Origin of the sequence: Flavobacterium sp. (assembly GCF_024305175.1) — a bacterium.
Classification (GTDB): Bacteria; Bacteroidota; Bacteroidia; order Flavobacteriales; family Flavobacteriaceae; genus Flavobacterium.
Window position 1 is genome coordinate 20630 of record NZ_JAMWYY010000008.1, and the last position, 20629, is coordinate 41258.

Consider the following 20629-nt stretch of genomic DNA (forward strand, 5'->3'; position numbering starts at 1 on the left):
CGTTTAGCCTCCTATTATTACAGTTGCAAACCCGGCAACAATTTTACCACCATGAGCTGTAGAGTCGCCCATTCTTGCAGCCTGTTTACCGCCTATGAGCACTGTCCCTGATCCCTGCACTATAGAATCTGCAGGGCCGTTGCAGGTGCAGTTATCGCCAACAACTGCGGCAGGCTGTCCGCCAATAAGTACGGTAGTATTGCTTCCCGGCATAACCGGCCCGCCCACATGAGGTACGTTACCTGTTACCATTGGGCATACATGCATATCGTTTGCTCTTGCTGCGGCTCCCATTTAATTAAGTTTTATTGTGGCTCCTTTCACTTCAAAATTTCCTGAAGCTTTAAGCTGAAAGGCTGCCGCCTCTGCCTTAAAGTTGCCTTTGGCTTTTATTATTACATCTTTAGCACTTTCTATCGTTATTCCGTTGTCGTTCATGCTAATCTTGTTTTTGTTTTCATCTTCCAGCACAATACCCTTAAGCTCGTCTGATATGGTTAGCTTATTGCCCTGTGCAGTACTTAGTTCAATCGACTTTTTCTCATCGTCAAGAACAATTTTTGTCTGTTCTTTCGTTACAAAGCCTTTTATAAAATTATCGGCAGTTATGGGGTAGGGCGGGGTATGGGCACTACTGTATAAACTACCCAGTATTATTGGGTTATCGGGGTTATTGCCCAGGCAGCCCAGTATTACCTCGTCATCTACATTCGGTATAAAAAAGCTTCCCATTTCGGCTGCGCCATAAAGCGTTCCCAACCTTGCCCATACGCCCTCGCCATTTTCTGCAAGGGCAGGAATCCGTACTTTAATTCTGAATTCATTATCCGGGTCTTCTTCAAGTTGTACCACTGTGCCAATAAGAAGCCCTCCGGTAAGGTTGGCCTGGCCTATCTGTGCCTGTGGCTTTTGTGCCTGCTGGTCTGCCATATCGGCAAAGGCATTGCCTTTTTCAAGCCCAAAGGTGTACTCTGTTTTCCATGTACCGTTTTCAATAATATGCCGTTCTCCGGTTATCAGCAACACTTTGTTATCTATCTGGGCGTGCACCTTATTACAGATAATATAGTCTCCGGCTATAGCTTCTAAATTGCCGAACGTAAGTACCTTTCCATATATATGCAGCAGGTCACTTTTTTTAAGAGTGGCATTAGCCATAAGCGTTATAGTGCCCTGGCTGAACCTGTTTTCGTTTAGGCGTACTATTTTATTGTTTTCATAATCAGCTTCCTGCTCAGCTTCGGTTTTCTGTACGCTCTGGCTTGCAGGATCCCAGTAGTCTATAGAAACTTTTTTTATTTTTTTAGACAGGTCGGCCTTTCCTGAGAAAGCAAATATGTTAATGCCGGTTTCGGCGAAATATTTTTCAGATTGTGACTGGGTAATATCTATACCTTTAAGCTCGCTATTCCTTGCAGCCACCATGACTCCGACAGAGTCGAGGTAGGATAAGATAAAATCCCACGGGGTAACAGATGAGTTCATTGTTATTTTCTCCTGTCCCCATTCTTGTCCTGTCAGGCTGCTGTCTACTGTCAGGCTGCCTGCCGCTGCCTCAAGATGGTCATCAAAAGTCAGCTCGTTGGTTTCGGCTTCAGTGCCGGTAAAAGTCATTTTGTAACACTCGTCCTTACACTCTACCTTTATCAGGTTTTGGTTAGGCAGCGTTTTCTTTTCAATAGATTTTATAAAACCCTTAAACAGTGTTTTTTTTCCTTTATCGGTTGTAATATCAAATGTAAGTTCGCCATTTAATTCAAGTTCATCGCTTTCAAGCAGTTCTTTTCCGGCATTGTCAAGATTAGAAGCAAAAAAGACAAATTTTGCCGTTGGTATTTTATTCAGCTCAAAGTTAATTTCGGCATCAATTAATAGTGTGCCGAGGCCCTTAGCCTGGCCTGCAGTAATTTCATAGTTTAGTACTTTATAATCTGGTGTATATGGATTTACAGCCATTTTTATTATTTAATTGGTGGAAAAAGTAGCTTAGTGCCTGTGGGTATATCCCTAAAGGATAGTAAGCCGTTTGCTCTGGCAACATCAGTATAGTAATCGGGGCTTTCATATATTTTTTCTGCAATTACCGATAATCGGTCGCCCATTGTAAAAATTCGTTCATGGGTAAGGTCTGGAGAACTGGCCTTTTGTTGTTCCTGTAACAGCTTGATGGTTGTTGAGCCAGCAAAACTACAACGTGCTATTGCCCTTAACGGCTCTCCCTGCGAGTTGAACATGTAATACTGCACCTCCATACTGGTAAGCCTGCCTTTAAGGATAAATTCGCCCCAAGTAAGCTTTAAATAAGGTGGCTCGTGTGTATTTCCATTATATTCAGTCAGCAGGTCTTTAAATGTGCTAAGTTCTTTACTAATTGATTTTGCCTGCCCAAAATTAAAAGGTACAAAACTGCTTGCTATACTTGAAAGCGACATACCGCCACCGCCTGTTTTTGCAGGAGGCACCACACCCGTACTATCAAATAAAAATTCAAACGCGGCAGTTTCAGAATTACTGGACTGGTAGTTCAGTACATTTTGCGAACTTCCAACCGGTTGCTGCTCTGTATAAACAATAGTTTTAGTTGTACTGTACTTATCAGGATTAAGTTGTACGTATATAGTTTTTTTCGCGCTGCCGGAATCGGGTTTATCAAAGATTTCAATCTTCATTTTGTCTATTATACCCAGTGCTGCCTGTATCATCTTTCTTCCCTTTCTTTAAGTTTTTCCATAATAGTTGCAGTACATTCTTCCACAATTTGCTTTTTTAGCGCCATAATGTCTGCTTTGCGCTCCTGTGGCTTTTGGTTCTCAACCCTCGGGGCTTCGCCAATGGTCATTTTTATATGCAGCTCTTTTATCTCTATTGGCATCGGCTTAAATATTTGAGGCTGATATTTCTTTAAAAAAGTTGTATTTAAGGGTAATAGTTTCTATTACCAGTTTGCTTTCTTCGGCATTAAAATCGCTGTATTCAATAGAAAGGGGTATAGCATGTGCCACATACCAGCTTCTTAAAGGCACACCCTTATCATTAAGCAATAGTATGGTAAGGTTTGCCGGAGAGAAATTAAAATTCTCTATGTTGCTTTTGCACCAGGTGTTTAGTGCAGAAGTTTCGGCGGTAAGGCACCTTTTTAAAACCAGGTCGCTATACTGTATGCCTTTAGGCAAATTGTGCGTAAACCTGTTTTGCCCCCCCTCCTTATAGGTTTCCATTTCAACGGTGGCCTTAAGCCCTGTTACACTCTGAAACTTAGTATCTACACTAAGTATAGGCAGAAGCTCAAAATGCACCGTGAAATAGAAACCTGTTATAGGGGTAGATTGAAACATACGTTTTTATGAAAGATATTCAACTTCAAATCCCTGGTTGGCTATCTCAACCGTTTCTATTGCTACTTCGTTAGCATCCGATTTTAAATCGGTGCTCTTTAAAGAAACAATAAAACAGTCTCTCACTTTCCAAACCACAACCGGGTTATGGTTTTCGTCCAGTAACGATATGGTAATGCTGCGCCTTTCTACAAGGTTCATGGCAACAGTGTTATACCATGTTATAAAATCGCTCTGGTTAACAAAAACACCTCTTTTAAGGGTTATGTTGCCGTTTTTCTGAAGGCCGGGCATTTTCATTTTGGAGAACTGAGGGCTGTTGCCCATACGATATTCTATAACATCTAAGGCCTGCTCCATTCCTGAAACCTCTGTAAAAGACATTGTTGTTCCACCCCAGTTCACGCTAAAGTGAAATTTAGGTAGTGGATAATTCGAATTTGCCATAATAAATTACTGTATTAAGATTGTTGAAGCATTTGTTTGAACTCTACAATGATAAATTCTGCCGGCCTGGTAGGAGCATAACCTACTTTTACAATCATACGGCCTTCATTGATATCCTGCGGAGTCATGGTTTGGTTTAAGCCGATTGATACAAAAAATGCATCGCTTGGCTTGGCGCCTGCAAGGCCGCCATCATTCCATACATTGGTAAGGTAGTTCTCTATCATACCTTTAACATTAATCCATGTTTGCGATGTGTTAGGCTCAAACACATAATGCTGGCATGCGTTTTTGATAGATTCTTCTATCGTGTTGGCAAGGCGCCTTACGTTTACATACCTCCAGTCGTTACTGTTACCGTCAAGCGTGCGTGCACCCCAAACAAGGAACCCCATGCCTGTAAATTTCCTGATTGCGTTTACAGATTTACCTGTGTCGCTAACATTCATAGGGCCCTGCTCCCTGTCGTTAATATCATCTGTAAGGCCTATTATACCGTTAATGCTAACATTTGCAGGGGCTTTCCATACACCTCTTGTAGCATCGGTTTGTGCATATATACCTGCAATGGCACCGCTTGGCGGTACTGTATTAAGGCTTTGGTCAAGGTAAGATGTAATTACATTATACATTGGTATTTGTGATACCAGTTGCCCTTGCTGGTAAGAAAGGTACCTGTCAAAAGAACTGAATGCAGAGGCCATTGCTGCAAGTACATCATTGTTAAGCCTTGTAAGCTGTGCCGTGATTTTTGCATAATCAACCTGTTTAAAGGTATCCGGCCCAACGGTAGTTTCTGTACTTAACTTATCAAGGTAGGAGTTAGGTGTGTTTCCTGTTGTAATAACGTTTGCACCCCAGGCTGCATCAAAGCCACCTGTTATTACAGTACCATAATTACCAACAGGAGTCACTGTTGTAGTTGCATCAGTTTTTAGTGTGGCATATTCCGCTTTAAAATCGGCTAACCTGCGGGCATACTGAAGCAGGCTTGTACTTATTACCTGATTAGCCTGTGTTTTTAATCCTGCATCTGATATAGCCGTGTCAGGTTTTCCAAGCTTTGTTAACTGCCCCCATACTTTTTCAAGATTGGCTTTCAACTCATTGGTTGTTGCTATAGAATCAATTTGCTTATCTGCAGCAGGAATAGATTCCCAGGAATCTTTTAAGGCTTCTGCCGAACCCGCAGCACTTATATAATTATCTATAGCTGTATTTAGTTCAGTATCTGAAGGAGAAAACCTTTTAAAGCCACCCGGTATTGCCGCATTTAGTATTGAAAAGTTATACTGGCTGGCAAAGCTGGTATACAGGTGCGGGTAGTAAGCAGCGCCATATTTAAGGCTTTGTATGCCCACATTATCACGGAAGCTTGTTAGCGCATCATCAAGATTGTCATCCTGCTTAACGTCCATAATAACAAAACGGTCCATTAATTCCTGGCACTGTAAAAGTGCAGTTTTTTGAAGGTTACCCAATACATCAGCATCCAGGCTCACTGCGTCAGGAAATAATAAAAGTGTAGGCTCATCATAACTTTCAAGAGCATCTAAACCGGCAGTTATGTCTGTCTCGTCAATATCATCTTCATAAGAACCAACAGAAACTATATAACATTCTCCGCCGCCATTTGCAAAAAATAACTGAAGGCTGTTGTAAAGCTTATACTGGCTTTCTGTAACTGTAGTGCCCGTAGTTGGCATGTTATTAGCATCTAATACTACAGTAATGTCTTCCGGCTGTGGTGCACCGCCAAAATACTGGTTATACTCCAGCAGCGATACAATTTTTAAAGGCTTTAAAGCTTCCGGTGCCGTTTCTGTATATCCTACAAAAGCAGGAATGGCTGTTGCTACCTGTGCAACTGATTGGGGAAAAGCATCAATTTCGTTGATGTAAACCCCCGGGGTTTTGATTGAACTAATATTCATAATTAAAGTTTGTTAAAAAATCTTTTTTTGTTTACTTGATTACTTCCTTTGTTTCCAGTTCTCCCGAAGGGTCATCTTTATTATCTCTCCATAGTTCCAGTTCTACTTCTTTTACAATTGGTTGATTTATTATGTCTTCTTTTTGGATTCGGATCATCCTCATGCTGTATACCACAGAAGGCATATAGCGGCTGCCGAGGTATGACCACAACTGGTTAACCTGATCTGTTTTAAGGCTCACCATATCCAGTATTATTTTTGTAGATTCTTCTTTTTCCTCTTCGGTAGCAGGCGGCGCTATATTTAGCTGCCCGTTGTAGTAGTAAAACACATTTTCGTTCTGGAAGTAGCGTATAACTTCTTCAAGCCTTTTGAGACCGTCTTCATATTTTGTATTTTCTTTATCATAAGAAGAAAACAATAAAGAGATGATAAGGTTTTGTGCAGGCTTGTGAAATCTTTTTACCGTGTTAGACCCAGGCTGGTACTTTTGGTACAGGCTTTGGTTTTTAAGTGTTTTATCTTCCTCTATGTTAACAATAGAAAGTACAATTGCAGATGATGTTTCAACAGGTGTATCATGCTCCTTTAACGTAGCAATATTGTTAAGGTGCACTTTTACGTGCGTAGATGTATTGTCCTCTACCTTTAAAATAAGATCGGCAAGCACATCGGTTATCATCATAATTGCAGTAATTTTTTAGTTGTTTAGGATGTGTTAAAACTATCCTAATTACACAGATTGTGCAATGCGTATTTTTACTGAATTTTATATGCTTCTTGTAAGCATGACGAAAATTGACCCATAATTTGACTTATTTTGGAGCATATTTTTCATAGAATTAATTGACAGAATGAATTTTATATATATTTGCAGTGACTCCTTTGTTTTTGAAGAATCATCTATATGGCTCAGCATCCTGTTATGTTGCTCCCTTTCTTTCTGTACCCTTTATACATAACCTTCAAAAACCATGATAGAAAACAGAGATATACTTAAATCTTATTTTGAGCCGGGAGATAAGCCTTCGCACTCCCACTATGCTAATGTTATAGACAGCCTGATGCACAGGGAAGAAGATAAGGCCCCTGCTGTTAAGCCGGTTGATATTGAGAACGATACACAATTTGTGACACCTAAAGTGGCAGCACTTATTGTAGAATCTGTTGCTGTTAAAACTGTAAATGATATAACCCCCGACGAAAACGGTAATGTAACGGTTACAAACATTAGCGGAAGTGCTGCAACCATTACCGGTACTGTTGCGGTTAGCCAGGTTTCGGGGCTGCAACAGGATTTGGATGAGAAGGTTAGCAGTAACAACCTTAAAACAGTAAATGGTGAGCCGCTAACAGGATCAGGGAATATTACCATAGCAACCGGGCAAAAAAAGATAATTTCAGTTCCGGCCGCTCCTTATACCATTCCGGGTACTTCGCCTGCCGTTGCATTTCCTACAGGTTGCGACGTAATTCCGTTAGAAGGAAACAAAACCTATATATTTAAGGGGAAATATTATATAGCTAATGGTACTTCTCACACTATTTCTATTGGATGGTCAACTGACAGGCTTGGTATTACTTCTATGGAATATTACGCACGGTTATTTTCATCTAATTTAAATGCTTATGCTACAGCGCTTACCCAAACACAGGTAAGTGGTATTGGCATGAAGGTACTAAACAGCTCTACGGCTTCTCCAACTAGCTCTATCGAGTTTGAGGGGGTGATAAGATGTATCACAGGCGGAAACATCACACCTTTAATTGCTTTTTCTACGCCTGCATCTACCCCGCTTAGTACCATGAAAGTTGGCAGCTTTTTAGAATTTACCGAAATTGGAGATGATAGGGTAACCTTTATACAAACCTGAATATGAGCCTTAATATTAAAAAGCTGAACCGCTTTACAACACTGCCTTTTGTTATTGATATGCTGAGGCGCAAAAAGCTAACGCTGCTTAACCCCATGTCGTGGGAAGATTATAACGACAGGAAAACGCTTGAGGTATATAAATCAAAGTCCGGGTATGAGAGTGTATATGTATTGTGCCTTACACATGAGAATGAAACCATACACCACTGGAATTCTTATGCGTCGGGCACAGCAGGTTGTTGTGTAGAGTTTAGCCCATCAAAACTGTTTACTTCTTTTGAGCAGCATAAAGATATTATGCATGGCAGGATGGACTATATAAGCATTAGGGATTTGGGAGATTATCCTACAGAAAATATTCCTTTTTTAAAACGGCTTCCCTACAGGCCGGAGCGTGAATACAGGATTATTGCTTCCGGGCGCAATGCACAGGCAGCCAGTTTTGATATTGATATAGATTTAGGTTCTGTAAGGCGAATTACACTGAGCGGTAAACTGCCCACAACAACTTTTAACAGCATTAAAAGTATGCTTTATGGAATTAATCCTGATTTTAAAGGAAAAATTAGCCATTCAACATTATACCGTAATCCGCAGTGGATAAATCATTTTGAATAATATGACACTGCTCTAAAGTGCATTAACACGGTAGGGCAGAACCGATGATAAAAAATAATTACTTTTTATTAAGCATCTGTTCTGCCCTTTTAACCTGATGAGGCTGAAGTAAAAGTACATTGTTAGGGTCGCTCATAAAATCCCTTAACTCATCAATATTATTAAGTAAAACTTCAAATTCGGCATCATTAAGCCCTTCTATATTTTCCATAGTTATTCAAATTGTAGTATAAACCGGTCTCTGTACTCTATTTTAGCCTCTAATGCTACTGTATAAGGCCCTGACTTTAAATCATGTTTAACGCCTGTCTCCCTGTCAAGCAAAATAATACTTTGCTGCTTAAATAAACCTTCAAATTTACTCAGGCTGATAGAGTATTCAGTAGTAAATACTGCTATTACTAATAAGGGTATTTCTTTTTTGGTATGCCATTTGTCGTCTTGGCGTATATAGTATAACTTCTCATCATCAACAAGAGCGAATACCCTTGATTCGGTCTCCATATCAAGAAAATCATCAGGATATTGTTTTATAGTATAAGATATACTGGATACAGGTATATTTAAATCTCTTTGTAATAAGTCTATATAAAATTTATCAGGCTCAGTATAATCATGCTGTAGTACCTGCATATCAGGAGTAAAGATGATATCGGCTTCTCCTTCCTCAATTTTATTAATCATAAATGCCTGAAATGGCATCAGGTTTACATCCCACGTACTCCTATCGCTCGTTATTTTCGTTAAGACTACATAAGAAGGATTATCAGTATTATTTGTTTTGTGCCATATATGCACATAATCTCTTATCAAACCTTGATTAACAATTAAAAATTTAAGCATACTCAACTTTGACGGATATGGATTACCGATGATATAAAACCCTTTATCTTTTATAGTAAATGATTTAATACCAGTATTTATGATGCCTTGTGAGAAGTTATTGACGGATATTTGCCAGTCTGAAACTACTGAAGGGAAATTAGGGGGAGTCCTAATAAGAAATCCGTTTCCGGGTTCAATAATTGTCGCAGTAGGATCTATTGCAGAATATGCACTTGACAAAGTATTGTATTTATAAAACCTGTTAGTTAATGTTAATGGAGACAGATTAATAACCGGTATACCTGATATCGGAGATGAAAGTATCCAATAGTCAAGGCGTTTTAAGCCTGTCAGTAACCGGTTAAATGTAGCTTTTACAGTTGTTACATCTACATCTTTATTAAGCAATATAAGTTCACCATTATTTTCAACAGTAAAAACTGCTTTTGAGTCCTGCTCTACTGTCTCTCCTAAAACTTTTATAAAACAATTCCCTGTAATAATAAATTCAGTCGCGCCAATGTAAAGGTTATAACAGGTAAAGCTGCCATGCTCAAGCGTTGAGTATTTTTCATTTATTATAACATCACAATTTCCATTGGGCAGCCCATCGCTCCACCTGCCGCCGCTCCAGGTTGTTGTGCCTTTTGTACAGGTATCGTATAGCAGTGTATGCATTATGCCAGTTTTAGTTTACCATACAATAAAACTTCGGGTTTGTCTCCGGCTTGTGTAACCATTATTGCCGCTATTGCATGCTGGCCATATAACTGTGGCAGCATATCGTTTGTGTGGTTAAGTATAAAACCGTCTGTTGCAAAAGCAATATTGCCTGGTCCTGACTGTTGTATGATGAGTTGGAAGCCTTCTTTATACGTAATTAATGTGCTAAGTTTTATGGTGATATCTTCATTACCGGAATAGATAAGCGTTTTTCCAAGATCTTCAGACTGTATATCATATAACCTTTCTGAAACAGAATCATCAATATACTTAATATCAGCCTGCCTGCCTTCTTTAGTATCCAGCTCTTCCTTAAGCATTGCTATCCTGTCAAAAGGGATGGTTTCATCTTTATGCCAGTAGCTTTCCAGTATTGCCCAATACTCATCCTGAGTTGGTTTTTTTCCGGCGCTGAACCATTCTTTAAGAGTATTTATACTTGTAGCTGCCATAAAATGTGTTTTATGTAAAAATAATGTAAACATTAAAAAAGCTCATTACGTAAAAACACTTAACTTGTTTACCGGCAGGAATAGCGAGCAGATAACGAAAAATTAAAAGCCTGCAATTACCTATTGCAGGCTTTTAACATAACTTAGTTGTTTTACCACTGGATTTTTCTGTAATGCAGGAGCATTTAAAGTGGAGTCGCCGGGAATCGAACCCGGGTCCAAACAGGCAATTCAAGAGCTTTCTACACGCTTAGTTTCCGCTTGGGTTTTCGATGATGTGCAAGGCCGGAAACTGCCACACACCACTTAGCTCCTTAAGTCTCGGGACAGCCGCAGAGCAAAACTATCCCCAGGTTTATGTTTACGGTCCTTCTATTCGAAACGCCATAAACCAGGGCTTTTCAGAAGGATCCTGCCTCCCTGCCTTGCAGGGACGTGGCTATATTCTTACTATAAATTCAGAATTAAGCAGCAAGAGCGTAGTTATTTTCGCCGTTTAAAATTTTGAGACATTATTTACGGGATATGTCCCCGTTCCCGGCGTGCTTACCATTCAATTCGACCTGCTGTCAAAACCAGTCGACCCCCATTAGTAAGATGTATTATTTTTAGTCAAAAACAGCACCAAAAATAAAGGCACAAAGATACATTTTTAAATTTTATTACTCATTAAAATTCCTGTATATTTGAAGCAATTAAACAAACTGATTTTAAACTTTCTACAATATATTGGCTAATCTGTTGTAAAACAGGTAAAATAAACCATTTACTAAAGGCACGGCATGAAATTCGGAATTATAAAAGAACGTAAAAATCCACCCGACAGGCGCGTGGTATTTTCTCCTGAAAAACTTGCAGAACTTGTAAGAGAATATCCTGAAGCATCTGTAAGGGTAGAGCCTTCGGATATAAGGATTTTTTCTGATGATGAATACAGGGAGAGAGGTATTGAGGTGAATAATGCTATGGAGGAATGTGATGTGCTACTGGGTGTAAAAGAAGTACCTGTAGAGGCTTTAATTCCGGGAAAAAAATATTTCTTTTTTTCGCATACTATTAAAAAGCAGCCATATAACCAAAAGCTTTTGCAGGCCATACTGGATAAAGACATAACTTTATATGACCATGAAACCATTGTAGATGCTTCTAACAGGAGACTAATTGGTTTTGGCAGGTATGCAGGCATAGTGGGTGCTTATAATGCGTTCAGGGCACTTGGGTTAAAATATGAGTTGTTTAATTTGCCTAAGGCCGAAACACTCTCAGATAAAGAAGCACTTATTGCCAGATTAAGAAAGGCAATTATACCGCCAATTAAAATAGTACTTACAGGTAAAGGTAAAGTAGGCATGGGCGCTAAAGAAATTTTAGATGCCATGAAAATTAAGGAAGTGTCTGTTGCAGATTACCTTACCAAATCATATACCCATCCGGTTTACTGCCATATTGATGTTTTGGATTATAACCGCAGGAAAGATGGTTCGGTAAAAGATAACCAGGATTTTTATGCCAACCCTTCGGAGTATGAATCAGATTTTGAAAAATTTACAAGAGTATCAGATATGTTTATTGCAGGACATTTTTATGGCAATGGTGCGCCTGCTATATTAACCCGTGAAATGCTGAAATCTAAAGATAATAAGGTAAAAATTGTAGCTGATATTTCATGCGATGTTGGCGGCCCTGTGGCATGCACACTCAGAGCCAGCACCATTGCAGATCCTTTGTATGGGTATCACCCTTCTGATGATAAGGAAGTAGATTACCGCCATCCTGCTGCAGTTGTGGTAATGGCAGTAGATAACCTGCCCTGCGAGCTGCCTAAAGATGCCAGCATTGGATTTGGTGATATGTTTATTAATAATGTTATACCTGCCTTTTTTAATGGCGATAAAGACGGCATACTGAAACGTGCCATGATAACACAAAACGGAAAGCTTGCCCCGCGTTTTAAATATCTTGAAGGATATGTAGAAGAACGGGTAAAAGAAGTATAACAAAACACCCTGCCGCCGGCAGGGTGTCTTGTTATAATAGTTTGAGTAAATTTGTGAATTAAACTTTACAGATGTCACTTAAAAATACAGTTACTTTTTTTTGCATGTTGCTGGCGCTAAATTTAAACGCCCAGCAAATCCTGCCGTTTGTAGAGAACTTTACTAAATCTGAATATTCGGGTGATAACCAGGTATGGAATATTACCCAGGCTGAAGATAATACTCTTTATTTTGCAAACAATCATTATTTTTTACGGTACAATGGAGTTAAATGGGAGCGTTACTCACTGCCCAATAAAACAATTATACGCTCTGTATTTGCAGATGGCAGCCGCATTTACTGTGGCTCTTACAGGGAGTTTGGTTATTGGGAACGTATAAAAGGTCTTATGCAATATACATCGCTCACTGCGGGCAATAATTATTTTTCTGATAGTGATAATGAAGAAGTTTGGAAAATATTTAAGCATGCAGATAAAATTTATTTCCAGACTTTTCACCGCATGTATGCTTATGACGGAAAAACGATAGCTACGTACAGGTTTCCTTCGCAAATTTCTTACTGTTATGTTATAGATAATACCATTTATGCAGCAAGTACCCGAAACGGAATGTACGCATTTAAAAACAGTAAGTTTGAGCAGATAGGGGCATGGCCCAAACTTAATGATAACATTATACACGGCATGGAGAAAAACGGCCGTGACATCTACATCTTTACAAAGAATAATGGCGTTTTTAAGGGTGATATCAAGGGAATAAAGCCTTGGGGCAGCAATATAAACACATTGCTTAAAAATGATGTTATACTCTCAGCAGCATTTATAAACACCAACATGCTTGCCATTGGTACAGCATTAAAAGGTATTTATATCATTAACCTTACCGATAACAGTTTTACGGTTATCAACAGGAATAATGCCCTTAAAAACAATGCGGTACTTTCTGTAGCACTGGACACTGAAAAAGACCTTTGGCTGGGACTGGACAATGGTATATCACATATAGAGGTAAATTCGCCTGTATCATTATTTACAGATAATTCAGGCCTTTTGGGTTCGGTATATAGTATTGCGCCAACAGTAAACGGTTACCTTTTTGCTTCAAACCATGGCGTTTTCAGCTATGGGCAACAGGGCTTAAATACAATACCCAATTCGCAGGGGCAGGCGTGGGATGTATTTAAATCAGGTAACAACTACATAATAGGGCATAATGACGGTACATATATCTATAACGGACAGCTAAAAAAAGCCAATCCGGTTAATGGAGGATGGAAGTTCCTGAAAAGCAAATTTGACAAGGCTTATTTTCAGGCTAATTATTCAGGTATAGCGGTTTATACCAATACCGACAATCTCGGGGTTTATAAAACCCTTGACAGTATAGTAAAACCAATTCGTAATATTGCCCAGACAAGGCCGGGCGAACTATGGGCTGCTGACAGCTACAGGAGTCTCTACAGGGTATTATATGATGATGATTTTAATGTTAAACGGGTAGAAAATGTTTCCCAAAAAAACAACATAAAGAGCGATTATGGTGTAAAGCTGTTCCCGTTTAGGGGAGAGGTACTTTTTTATATCAACAACAAATGGTACACATACAACAGTATTAAAGATAAGCTTGAAGAAAATAAAGCGTTTACGGAAAAATTTTCCGGAATCTCAGATATAGTGCCTGTAGACGATGATAACTTTATAATTATAAGGAGTGGTTTGCTGTATCTTATTACACGAAAAGGGGATATATTCACAGAAAAACTGCTTAATGAAAAGTATTATCAGGGCAGGCTTATTATGGAGAATACTCAGGTGTATAAAAATGGGAGCAGCCTGCTTATAAATCTTGATGATGGCTTTATGTCTTATAACATAGCCGGTAGCAGTAAAAAAGAAGCTCCAGTTACTATAGAAGCTTTTTATATGGGCAGGCTTATAGATGAGGATACTCACATAAAATATAACCAGTCTGTAGAGCTTAATATCCTGACAGGATATTATGGCTATAACCGCCCGGATTTGTTTTACAGGCTAAACGCAGAGCCACTGCAGCCGGTTTTAAAAGGCAATATTATACTCAATAACCTTAGCAGCGGCAACCAGTCAGTAGATATCTACCGTAATAATAACGGCACTTATCAGCAAGTTGCTGCATACAGCTTTAATGTATCAAAGCCGTGGTATTTTTCTACGCTAATGGTTTTGGCTTACATAGCGGTTATCTCTGGGATATTCTTCTTGTATTACCGATGGAACAAAGTACGCTACCTGCAAAAAATCAGGCTTAATGAAGAAGAGCTTAAGCACAGGCGAGAGATAATGGAGCTTGAACTTGAAGCAGAGAATAAACTGCGCCAGCAGGAATATGAAAAACATATGCTTGAGGTAGAAGTTCAGGCTAAAGCATCTGAAGTTGCCGGTAAGTCGCTTTCTATTGCCAAGCATAGCGAAATGATAGAGAGCATACAGGAAGCACTTAAAAGCGTTACAGGTTCTGATGAGTTGAAATCACGCATAAGCAAGATTATAAAAACAAACTCAATCAGCAAGAACGAATGGCAGAGTTTTGAGAAGAACCTTGTAAAAAGCCATGAAGATTTTGTAAACCGCCTTACGGATAAATTTCCTGCACTTACTCCTAAAGATATCAAGTTGTGCATCTATTTAAAGATGAATCTGTCATCTAAGGAAATTGCCCCACTGATGAATATATCCTATCGTGGGGTAGAACTACATCGTTACAGGCTTCGAAAAAAACTGGATATTACTACCGAAGAGAACCTTTCTCATTTTATGATTACTATTTAATTTCCTGTTAAATATTATCAAAACATTATCTTTTTCACGTATTTGTTATGGATGTTTAGTACATCATTACTACATCATTTTACTAAAATTTGATGTATACATTACCGTATTAATTTATTTATAATCAATCAATTATATTTAAATAATACATTTTTGATGTAGTATAGGGTAGTTCGTTTAGGTGTCACTATAACGATATAGTTTTTATTTTTGAGTAATGTTAATTTTAATACAATAAAATCCCATGAGGAAAACATTACTTAATATTAGTTTCTGCTTTGTTGGTGCTGCAGCATTTGCACAGGTACCTCCAACACCGTTAGATTCTATTATTCCTAATGATTCTATCTTTTTTGACAATCAGATGGAAGAAGTTGTACTTATAGGTTACGGATCTAAAAAAGCGGGAGCTATTACGGGCTCTGTTGCACAGGTAAAAGCAGCAGATATAGTACGGACACCGGCGCAGTCTCCCATACAGGCCATACAGGGCAGGGCAGCGGGTGTAAATATTGTTACTAATGATGAACCCGGTGCACTACCTACAATCCGTATAAGGGGGCTTGGTACAATTACCGCAGGCCGCGACCCGCTATATGTAGTAGACGGTGTGGAAACTACAAACATTAGCGGACTTAACCCCAACGACATTGCTACAATAGATATACTGAAAGATGCTTCTTCTCTTGCCATCTATGGGCAAAAAGGAGCCAATGGTGTGGTACTAATTACTACAAAACGTGGTAAAAGGGGAGACATTAAAGTTACTTATGATGGTTACTATGGGCAAAAATTTATTCAGCGAGATGTAGATATGGCAGATTCTTACAGGTATGCCTATTATAACAATACAGCTTTAGGTTCTTCATCCTATTTTAACCTCGATTCTCAGCCTTATAATACCAACTGGCTCGATGCCATTACCCGTACAGGTGAGATGATGAATAACACCATCTCTATTTCCGGGGCAAGCGATAACGCAAATTATTATTTGAGTGCTTCAAATTACAAGGAAAGGGGTATTTTGAACGGTACTGCATTTGAAAGGACAAGTGTTGTTATGAAAAATGAGTTCAGGATGCTGGAAGACAAGCTGAAGGTAACCCCTTTCATTAACTTGTCCAGTTCTAATACCACACCTAAACCACTTAGCGCATTTACCAATGCTTACAGGCAGGCGCCTATTATGCCTGTTAGGTATCCTAACGGCAGGTGGGGAGCACCTTTGGTTAACGAAGCAGGCTTTAACGATTTAACGGGGCAACGTTACAACAACGTGGCCAACCCGGTAGCACAGTTATACTATTATAATGAGGAGCGCAAGAATGTTTTACTTACGGGCTCGATTAAAGCTGAACTTGAAATACTGGATTACCTGACATTTACTTCAAATTTTGGTGCTACTGCAGAGTGGGTAAGGGGCTATACTTTCACCCCAACGCGCGAGCTCTGGCTTGCTGCCAACCCTACAGGTACTATAGACGAGTATATTGCACAGAACGCGCAAAACCCAATAATAAACAGGTTAGACCAGCGCAGGAGCTCTAACTACAGGTGGAACTGGGACAACTTTGTAACCTTCAGCAAGTATTTTGATGCACACAAAGTGGTAGCTGTTGCCGGTTATTCCCGAAGTTCATTTGGAATGTGGGAATATCTTAATGCCACACGTTTTGATGTGCCTGAGCAGTCTAACTACTGGAGTCTTAACCTATCCTCTAATAATGAAGAGGTTGCGCCGGGTTCTGTAGTACAAAATGAAACAGGAACGCCAATAGTAAACCTTGCATACTTTGGCAGGTTAGAGTATGAGTATAGGGATAAATACCTGTTTACGGCATCTGTAAGGAGAGAAAGCATCAGTATATTTCAGGGAGACAAAAAAAATGCTGTATTCCCTGCTGTATCAGCCGGATGGGTTATATCAAGCGAAGATTTTATGGGTGATGTAAACTTCTTGAACCACCTTAAAATAAGGGGGGGCTACGGAGAAGTTGGTAACGCTAACTCAATTGCACTTAACGCAGTACAGTTCAATAACGGTAATTATGCATTTGGCCCTGACCAGTCAATTAACCCGGGCCTTTTCAACCCCGGACAAATTGATCGTAACCTTACATGGGAAACCATGAAAGAGTATGACCTGGGTATCGATTTTGCAATGTTAACCAACAGGTTATCGGGTACAATAGATGTATATGACCGTAAAAATGAAAACCTTATCTTACCTATAGATGTTCCTGAAGTACTTTCCCCAGATCCGGTTTTTCTTAACAGCGGAGTAGTATCTAACAAAGGTGTAGAGGTTACCCTTAAATGGCAGGACAGAATAGGTGAAGACATTAACTACTGGATAGGAGGTAACATGTCTTATAACAAAAACGAGCTTGAAGAAATATACAATGAACAGCTTTTTGGAGACTACATAGGCGGTGGACTTGGCAACGGCCAATACACAAAACAGGTATTGTTAGGCCAGCCGCTGGGCAGTTTCTATGTATATAAAACTACAGGCTTTAACTCTGATGGTGGCTTTACCTACAGCGACCAAAGGGTAGTGGCAGGTACTTATATACCAACTACAACCTATGGCATAAACCTGGGGCTTACCTACAAAGGCATAGATTTTTCTGTAGATGCTTATGGTGTTGCGGGTAACAAACTCTACAATGGTAAAAAAGCACAGCGCTTTGGCGGCGAAAACATAGAGTCGGCATTGTTAGACAGTTTCTGGACGCCATCTACGCCAAACGCAGCCAACCCTAAGCCTAATAATGATGTGCCGCGCGCCTCTACCTACTACATTGAAAATGGCGACTACCTGCGCATCAACAACATAACGTTAGGCTATACATTACCGGAAATGATTAAAGGTGTAGATAAGGTACGTATTTATGCTACTGCTGTTAACCCGTTCCTGTTTACCGATTTCAGTGGCTTCTCGCCGGAAATTAGCGGTAATGACAATGGTAACCCGCTTGGCAATGCAGGTATAGAGCTTGACGCTTACCCTACAAACAAATCGTTCCTTTTCGGACTTAACGTAGCATTTTAATAAAATCTGATAAAGAAAAATAATGGTTATGAAATATAGATTTAAATATGGTTCTGTTGCTGCTGTTTTTGCACTCATGGCAATATTTGCGTCGTGTGATGATGAACTGGATGTAGACCCAAGGCAAAACATCAGCGAAGAAGACCTGCTTAAAAACCCTGATAATGCTGTAAAAATGGTAAACGGGGTATATAACAAGCTATTAAGCTATAATATGTACTCGTTTCCGTGGATAGGCATTACAAGTATAACATCAGACGATGCTGATAAAGGCTCTACCCCGAGCGACACCGGTACCGATAAGCATAAACTTGATAACTTAACTTTTGATGCTTCGGATATATCGTTTAATGAAGTTTGGGAAGGACGTTATGATGGTATTTACAGGACAAACAATGCGCTGTTTTACCTGGAACAGTTCCAGATAGATGAGTCGCTTAAAAGCAGGCTTATAGGCGAAGTAAAGTTCCTGCGTGCCTTTTGGTATTTCGATTTGGTAAGATGTTTTGGCGGCGTTCCGCTGGTAGTTGGTAATATAGACCTTAATGATGGCGACGCCATAAACAATCAGGTATTTACAAAAGCGACCAAAGAAGCCGTTTATGCACAGATTGAAGCCGACCTTGAGGATGCTATTAACAGGCTACCACTAAAATCAGATTACCCGCTTGATGATTTGGGCCGTGCCACCAAAGGTGCAGCACAGGCGTTAAAAGCAAAGGTGCACCTGTACCAGCAGGAGTGGGATCAGGCGTATGCCCTTGCAGGAGATGTTATCATGTCGGGTCAGTATGACCTCATGGACGACTATGCAAGCGTTTGGCGTGAAGTAGGCGAAAATCAGGAAGAATCAATTTTCGAGGTGCAGGCCACACTAACACAAGGGCTTATACAATATACAGATGTGCAGGGCCCGCGCGGTACGCCCGATTTAGGATGGGGCTTTAACACGCCGTCACTTGGATTATCCAATTCTTATGAGGATGGCGATGTACGGAGGGAAGCTACAATTTTATATGTGCCATCAGTACTTTGGGATGGATTTATAGCCCCCACAACATGGAACAATCCACGCTATAACTATAAAGCCTATCACAGCAGTATTGCCGAATCGTGGAATGGTAACAAGGCAGAAACTGCAAAGAACCTGAGACTGCTAAAATTTAGCGATGTAATGCTGATAAGGGCAGAGGCCGGTTTTCATCTGGGCATGAACGATGAGGTTGAGAACATGATAAACCCGCTAAGGCTAAGGGCAGGGCTAACAGAGCTTTCGGGCATTACACTACAGCAGATTTATAACGAAAGAAGATGGGAAATGGCTATGGAGCACGAAAGATGGTTTGACATTGTGCGCACAGGCCAGGCACAGGCTGCAATGGCTGCAAACGGTAAAACGTTTGTGCCGGGCAAGCATGAGGTGTTCCCGATACCGGATCCCCAAATTGCCGTGAGTGGCGGAAGACTAATTCAGAATAACGGATACTAATTCTAACTTAATTTAAATTTTTTTACTATGAAAACAATTAAATTTTTTGCTTATTCCCTTATGATTACATCGGGAATTGTATTAACCTCTTGCGGAAGCGATGATGACGGCGGAAGTGAGCCACTTCCACCGATAGGCGGCTACAACAGCGCTGATGAAATAGGCGCTGCAGATCTTCTTGCTTATTTCCCGCTTAACGCAGACGGTAAAGAATCAATTTCAGGTACTATGCCAAGCAGCTCTGTAGGTGCTACTTATGCCGCAGGTGCAAAAGGTAACGGCCTTATGCTTACTAACGGTTATGTAGATTATCCTGCTATACCGGCTATACAGCCCACTACAGGAAACTTTACGGTTAGCTGCTGGGCTAAAATATCTAACACAAAAACTGCCCCTGATGCAGAAAGCTGGATTTCTCCGCTAATCTCTTTCTCAGGTGCCGAAAGTGTAGTGGGTAACCTTGCCGTTTTTGGTAATACCCACGGTTTAACTTCAAGCGACTCTATCCAGATGAAAGCGCAGTACTTCTTTAAAAACCCTGAAGGAACAGGTTTTGGAGGAGATGCTGTTAACATGACTAAAATGGAGCAGTGGATGATTGATGACAATGCTAACGGCGCCCAGCCGCAGCACGCTGCTTTTGCCAACAAAATTGGTGGCCAGTGGGCTCATGTAGTTTTCACTTGGGAAGGTGCTACAGGTACTGCAAGGCTTTATGTAAACGGTACTAAAATATCTAACCCTGCGTGGGAAGTAAGATTCCAGGGCAACGCTATGCCAATGGCTTTCTTTACACCATCTCGTGTAACACTTGGCGCTCTTGCTTCATTTGTTGATGGTACTAACAGCGACGCCTGGAACAAACCGCTTACAGGTGGCCTTGACGAAGTTCGTGTTTGGAAAAAAATGCTTTCTTCTGCAGATATAAACTCTCTTTACGAGCTTGAAAAAGCAGGAAGGTAATTTATAAACCTCATTTCAATAATCCCGGCGCAAGCCGCCGGGATTATTTCTTAAAATGCCTTTTTTGGCAATTGCAGTTACCCCCAAACTTACTGCATATATAAT

Annotated in this window: 18 protein-coding genes and 1 other RNA gene; 7 read left to right on the top strand and 12 right to left on the bottom strand. The window is 40.1% G+C overall.

Annotation, left to right across the window (positions count from 1 at the left end):
* Nucleotides 1–3 precede the first annotated feature (3 nt).
* Genes Q0K96_RS03320 through Q0K96_RS03355 form a run of 8 tightly spaced genes read right to left on the bottom strand, consistent with a single transcriptional unit; the run spans nucleotide 4 to nucleotide 6401 of the window.
* On the bottom strand, nucleotides 4–294 hold the full coding sequence (locus tag Q0K96_RS03320) for a PAAR domain-containing protein (RefSeq protein WP_223052429.1): 291 nt from the start codon (nucleotides 292–294) through the stop codon (nucleotides 4–6).
* A complete protein-coding gene (locus Q0K96_RS03325) occupies nucleotides 295–1956 on the bottom strand; it encodes a phage baseplate assembly protein V (protein WP_297332590.1) in 1662 nt (553 codons plus the stop codon).
* A 5-nt stretch (nucleotides 1957–1961) separates the two neighbouring features.
* Nucleotides 1962–2702, bottom strand: a complete 741-nt coding sequence (locus Q0K96_RS03330; RefSeq protein ID WP_297332591.1) for a hypothetical protein — start codon at nucleotides 2700–2702, stop codon at nucleotides 1962–1964.
* Nucleotides 2699–2872, bottom strand: a complete 174-nt coding sequence (locus tag Q0K96_RS03335) for a DUF5908 family protein (protein ID WP_297332592.1) — start codon at nucleotides 2870–2872, stop codon at nucleotides 2699–2701. Before Q0K96_RS03335 ends, Q0K96_RS03330 begins: the two co-directional genes overlap by 4 nt.
* 4 nt (nucleotides 2873–2876) lie before the next feature.
* Nucleotides 2877–3335 carry a phage tail protein gene (locus Q0K96_RS03340; protein WP_223052433.1) on the bottom strand — a complete coding sequence of 153 codons (459 nt, stop codon included), beginning with the start codon at nucleotides 3333–3335 and terminating at the stop codon, nucleotides 2877–2879.
* Between the two features lie 6 nt (nucleotides 3336–3341).
* Nucleotides 3342–3782: a phage tail protein gene (locus Q0K96_RS03345; RefSeq protein ID WP_297332593.1), complete on the bottom strand. Its 441-nt coding sequence runs from the start codon at nucleotides 3780–3782 to the stop codon at nucleotides 3342–3344.
* Between the two features lie 14 nt (nucleotides 3783–3796).
* On the bottom strand, nucleotides 3797–5716 hold the full coding sequence (locus Q0K96_RS03350) for a phage tail sheath C-terminal domain-containing protein (protein WP_297332594.1): 1920 nt from the start codon (nucleotides 5714–5716) through the stop codon (nucleotides 3797–3799).
* A 31-nt stretch (nucleotides 5717–5747) separates the two neighbouring features.
* On the bottom strand, nucleotides 5748–6401 hold the full coding sequence (locus tag Q0K96_RS03355) for a DUF4255 domain-containing protein (protein WP_297332595.1): 654 nt from the start codon (nucleotides 6399–6401) through the stop codon (nucleotides 5748–5750).
* Between the two features lie 289 nt (nucleotides 6402–6690).
* Between Q0K96_RS03355 and Q0K96_RS03360 the strand changes: the two genes are divergently transcribed.
* Nucleotides 6691–7590: a hypothetical protein gene (locus Q0K96_RS03360; RefSeq protein WP_297332596.1), complete on the top strand. Its 900-nt coding sequence runs from the start codon at nucleotides 6691–6693 to the stop codon at nucleotides 7588–7590.
* 2 nt (nucleotides 7591–7592) lie between these two features.
* Nucleotides 7593–8210: a hypothetical protein gene (locus Q0K96_RS03365; protein WP_297332597.1), complete on the top strand. Its 618-nt coding sequence runs from the start codon at nucleotides 7593–7595 to the stop codon at nucleotides 8208–8210.
* Between the two features lie 58 nt (nucleotides 8211–8268).
* Here Q0K96_RS03365 and Q0K96_RS03370 read toward each other — a convergent pair whose 3' ends face one another.
* The 4 genes from Q0K96_RS03370 to ssrA all read right to left on the bottom strand — a co-directional run bounded on the left by Q0K96_RS03370 (nucleotide 8269) and on the right by ssrA (nucleotide 10797).
* Complete coding sequence (locus Q0K96_RS03370) at nucleotides 8269–8421, bottom strand: hypothetical protein (RefSeq protein ID WP_297332598.1); 153 nt, start codon at nucleotides 8419–8421, stop codon at nucleotides 8269–8271.
* Between the two features lie 2 nt (nucleotides 8422–8423).
* Complete coding sequence (locus Q0K96_RS03375) at nucleotides 8424–9713, bottom strand: hypothetical protein (protein WP_297332599.1); 1290 nt, start codon at nucleotides 9711–9713, stop codon at nucleotides 8424–8426.
* Entirely contained in the window at nucleotides 9713–10210 is a 498-nt protein-coding gene (locus Q0K96_RS03380) for a hypothetical protein (RefSeq protein WP_297332600.1), read from the bottom strand. Before Q0K96_RS03380 ends, Q0K96_RS03375 begins: the two co-directional genes overlap by 1 nt.
* 188 nt (nucleotides 10211–10398) lie before the next feature.
* Nucleotides 10399–10797: a transfer-messenger RNA gene (ssrA, locus tag Q0K96_RS03385) on the bottom strand.
* Nucleotides 10798–10992: 195 nt separating this feature from the next.
* On the opposite strand from ssrA, the gene Q0K96_RS03390 reads away from it, so the two are divergent.
* From Q0K96_RS03390 to Q0K96_RS03410, 5 genes are all read left to right on the top strand, one after another.
* Complete coding sequence (locus Q0K96_RS03390; protein ID WP_297332601.1) at nucleotides 10993–12207, top strand: NAD(P)-dependent oxidoreductase; 1215 nt, start codon at nucleotides 10993–10995, stop codon at nucleotides 12205–12207.
* A gap of 71 nt (nucleotides 12208–12278) precedes the next feature.
* Nucleotides 12279–15017, top strand: coding sequence for a histidine kinase (locus Q0K96_RS03395; RefSeq protein WP_297332602.1), 2739 nt, complete (start codon nucleotides 12279–12281; stop codon nucleotides 15015–15017).
* A 244-nt stretch (nucleotides 15018–15261) separates the two neighbouring features.
* Nucleotides 15262–18072, top strand: a complete 2811-nt coding sequence (locus Q0K96_RS03400; RefSeq protein WP_297332603.1) for a SusC/RagA family TonB-linked outer membrane protein — start codon at nucleotides 15262–15264, stop codon at nucleotides 18070–18072.
* 28 nt (nucleotides 18073–18100) lie between these two features.
* Nucleotides 18101–19561 (top strand): RagB/SusD family nutrient uptake outer membrane protein, encoded by a 1461-nt coding sequence (locus tag Q0K96_RS03405; protein ID WP_297332604.1) that lies wholly within the window; start codon nucleotides 18101–18103, stop codon nucleotides 19559–19561.
* Between the two features lie 27 nt (nucleotides 19562–19588).
* Nucleotides 19589–20524, top strand: a complete 936-nt coding sequence (locus Q0K96_RS03410) for a LamG-like jellyroll fold domain-containing protein (RefSeq protein WP_297332605.1) — start codon at nucleotides 19589–19591, stop codon at nucleotides 20522–20524.
* Nucleotides 20525–20629 lie beyond the last annotated feature (105 nt).

Excerpts from the sequence above, each read along its gene's own strand:
- Q0K96_RS03335 (WP_297332592.1), bottom strand. The coding sequence starts at position 2,872 with ATGCCAATAGAGATAAAAGAGCTGCATATAAAAATGACCATTGGCGAA.
- Q0K96_RS03345 (WP_297332593.1), bottom strand. The coding sequence starts at position 3,782 with ATGGCAAATTCGAATTATCCACTACCTAAATTTCACTTTAGCGTGAAC.
- Q0K96_RS03395 (WP_297332602.1), top strand. The coding sequence starts at position 12,279 with ATGTCACTTAAAAATACAGTTACTTTTTTTTGCATGTTGCTGGCGCTA.
- Q0K96_RS03320 (WP_223052429.1), bottom strand. The coding sequence starts at position 294 with ATGGGAGCCGCAGCAAGAGCAAACGATATGCATGTATGCCCAATGGTA.
- Q0K96_RS03390 (WP_297332601.1), top strand. The coding sequence starts at position 10,993 with ATGAAATTCGGAATTATAAAAGAACGTAAAAATCCACCCGACAGGCGC.
- Q0K96_RS03365 (WP_297332597.1), top strand. The coding sequence starts at position 7,593 with ATGAGCCTTAATATTAAAAAGCTGAACCGCTTTACAACACTGCCTTTT.
- Q0K96_RS03375 (WP_297332599.1), bottom strand. The coding sequence starts at position 9,713 with ATGCATACACTGCTATACGATACCTGTACAAAAGGCACAACAACCTGG.
- Q0K96_RS03340 (WP_223052433.1), bottom strand. The coding sequence starts at position 3,335 with ATGTTTCAATCTACCCCTATAACAGGTTTCTATTTCACGGTGCATTTT.
- Q0K96_RS03330 (WP_297332591.1), bottom strand. The coding sequence starts at position 2,702 with ATGATACAGGCAGCACTGGGTATAATAGACAAAATGAAGATTGAAATC.
- Q0K96_RS03325 (WP_297332590.1), bottom strand. The coding sequence starts at position 1,956 with ATGGCTGTAAATCCATATACACCAGATTATAAAGTACTAAACTATGAA.
- Q0K96_RS03400 (WP_297332603.1), top strand. The coding sequence starts at position 15,262 with ATGAGGAAAACATTACTTAATATTAGTTTCTGCTTTGTTGGTGCTGCA.
- Q0K96_RS03370 (WP_297332598.1), bottom strand. The coding sequence starts at position 8,421 with ATGGAAAATATAGAAGGGCTTAATGATGCCGAATTTGAAGTTTTACTT.
- Q0K96_RS03380 (WP_297332600.1), bottom strand. The coding sequence starts at position 10,210 with ATGGCAGCTACAAGTATAAATACTCTTAAAGAATGGTTCAGCGCCGGA.
- Q0K96_RS03410 (WP_297332605.1), top strand. The coding sequence starts at position 19,589 with ATGAAAACAATTAAATTTTTTGCTTATTCCCTTATGATTACATCGGGA.
- Q0K96_RS03405 (WP_297332604.1), top strand. The coding sequence starts at position 18,101 with ATGAAATATAGATTTAAATATGGTTCTGTTGCTGCTGTTTTTGCACTC.
- Q0K96_RS03360 (WP_297332596.1), top strand. The coding sequence starts at position 6,691 with ATGATAGAAAACAGAGATATACTTAAATCTTATTTTGAGCCGGGAGAT.
- Q0K96_RS03355 (WP_297332595.1), bottom strand. The coding sequence starts at position 6,401 with ATGATGATAACCGATGTGCTTGCCGATCTTATTTTAAAGGTAGAGGAC.
- Q0K96_RS03350 (WP_297332594.1), bottom strand. The coding sequence starts at position 5,716 with ATGAATATTAGTTCAATCAAAACCCCGGGGGTTTACATCAACGAAATT.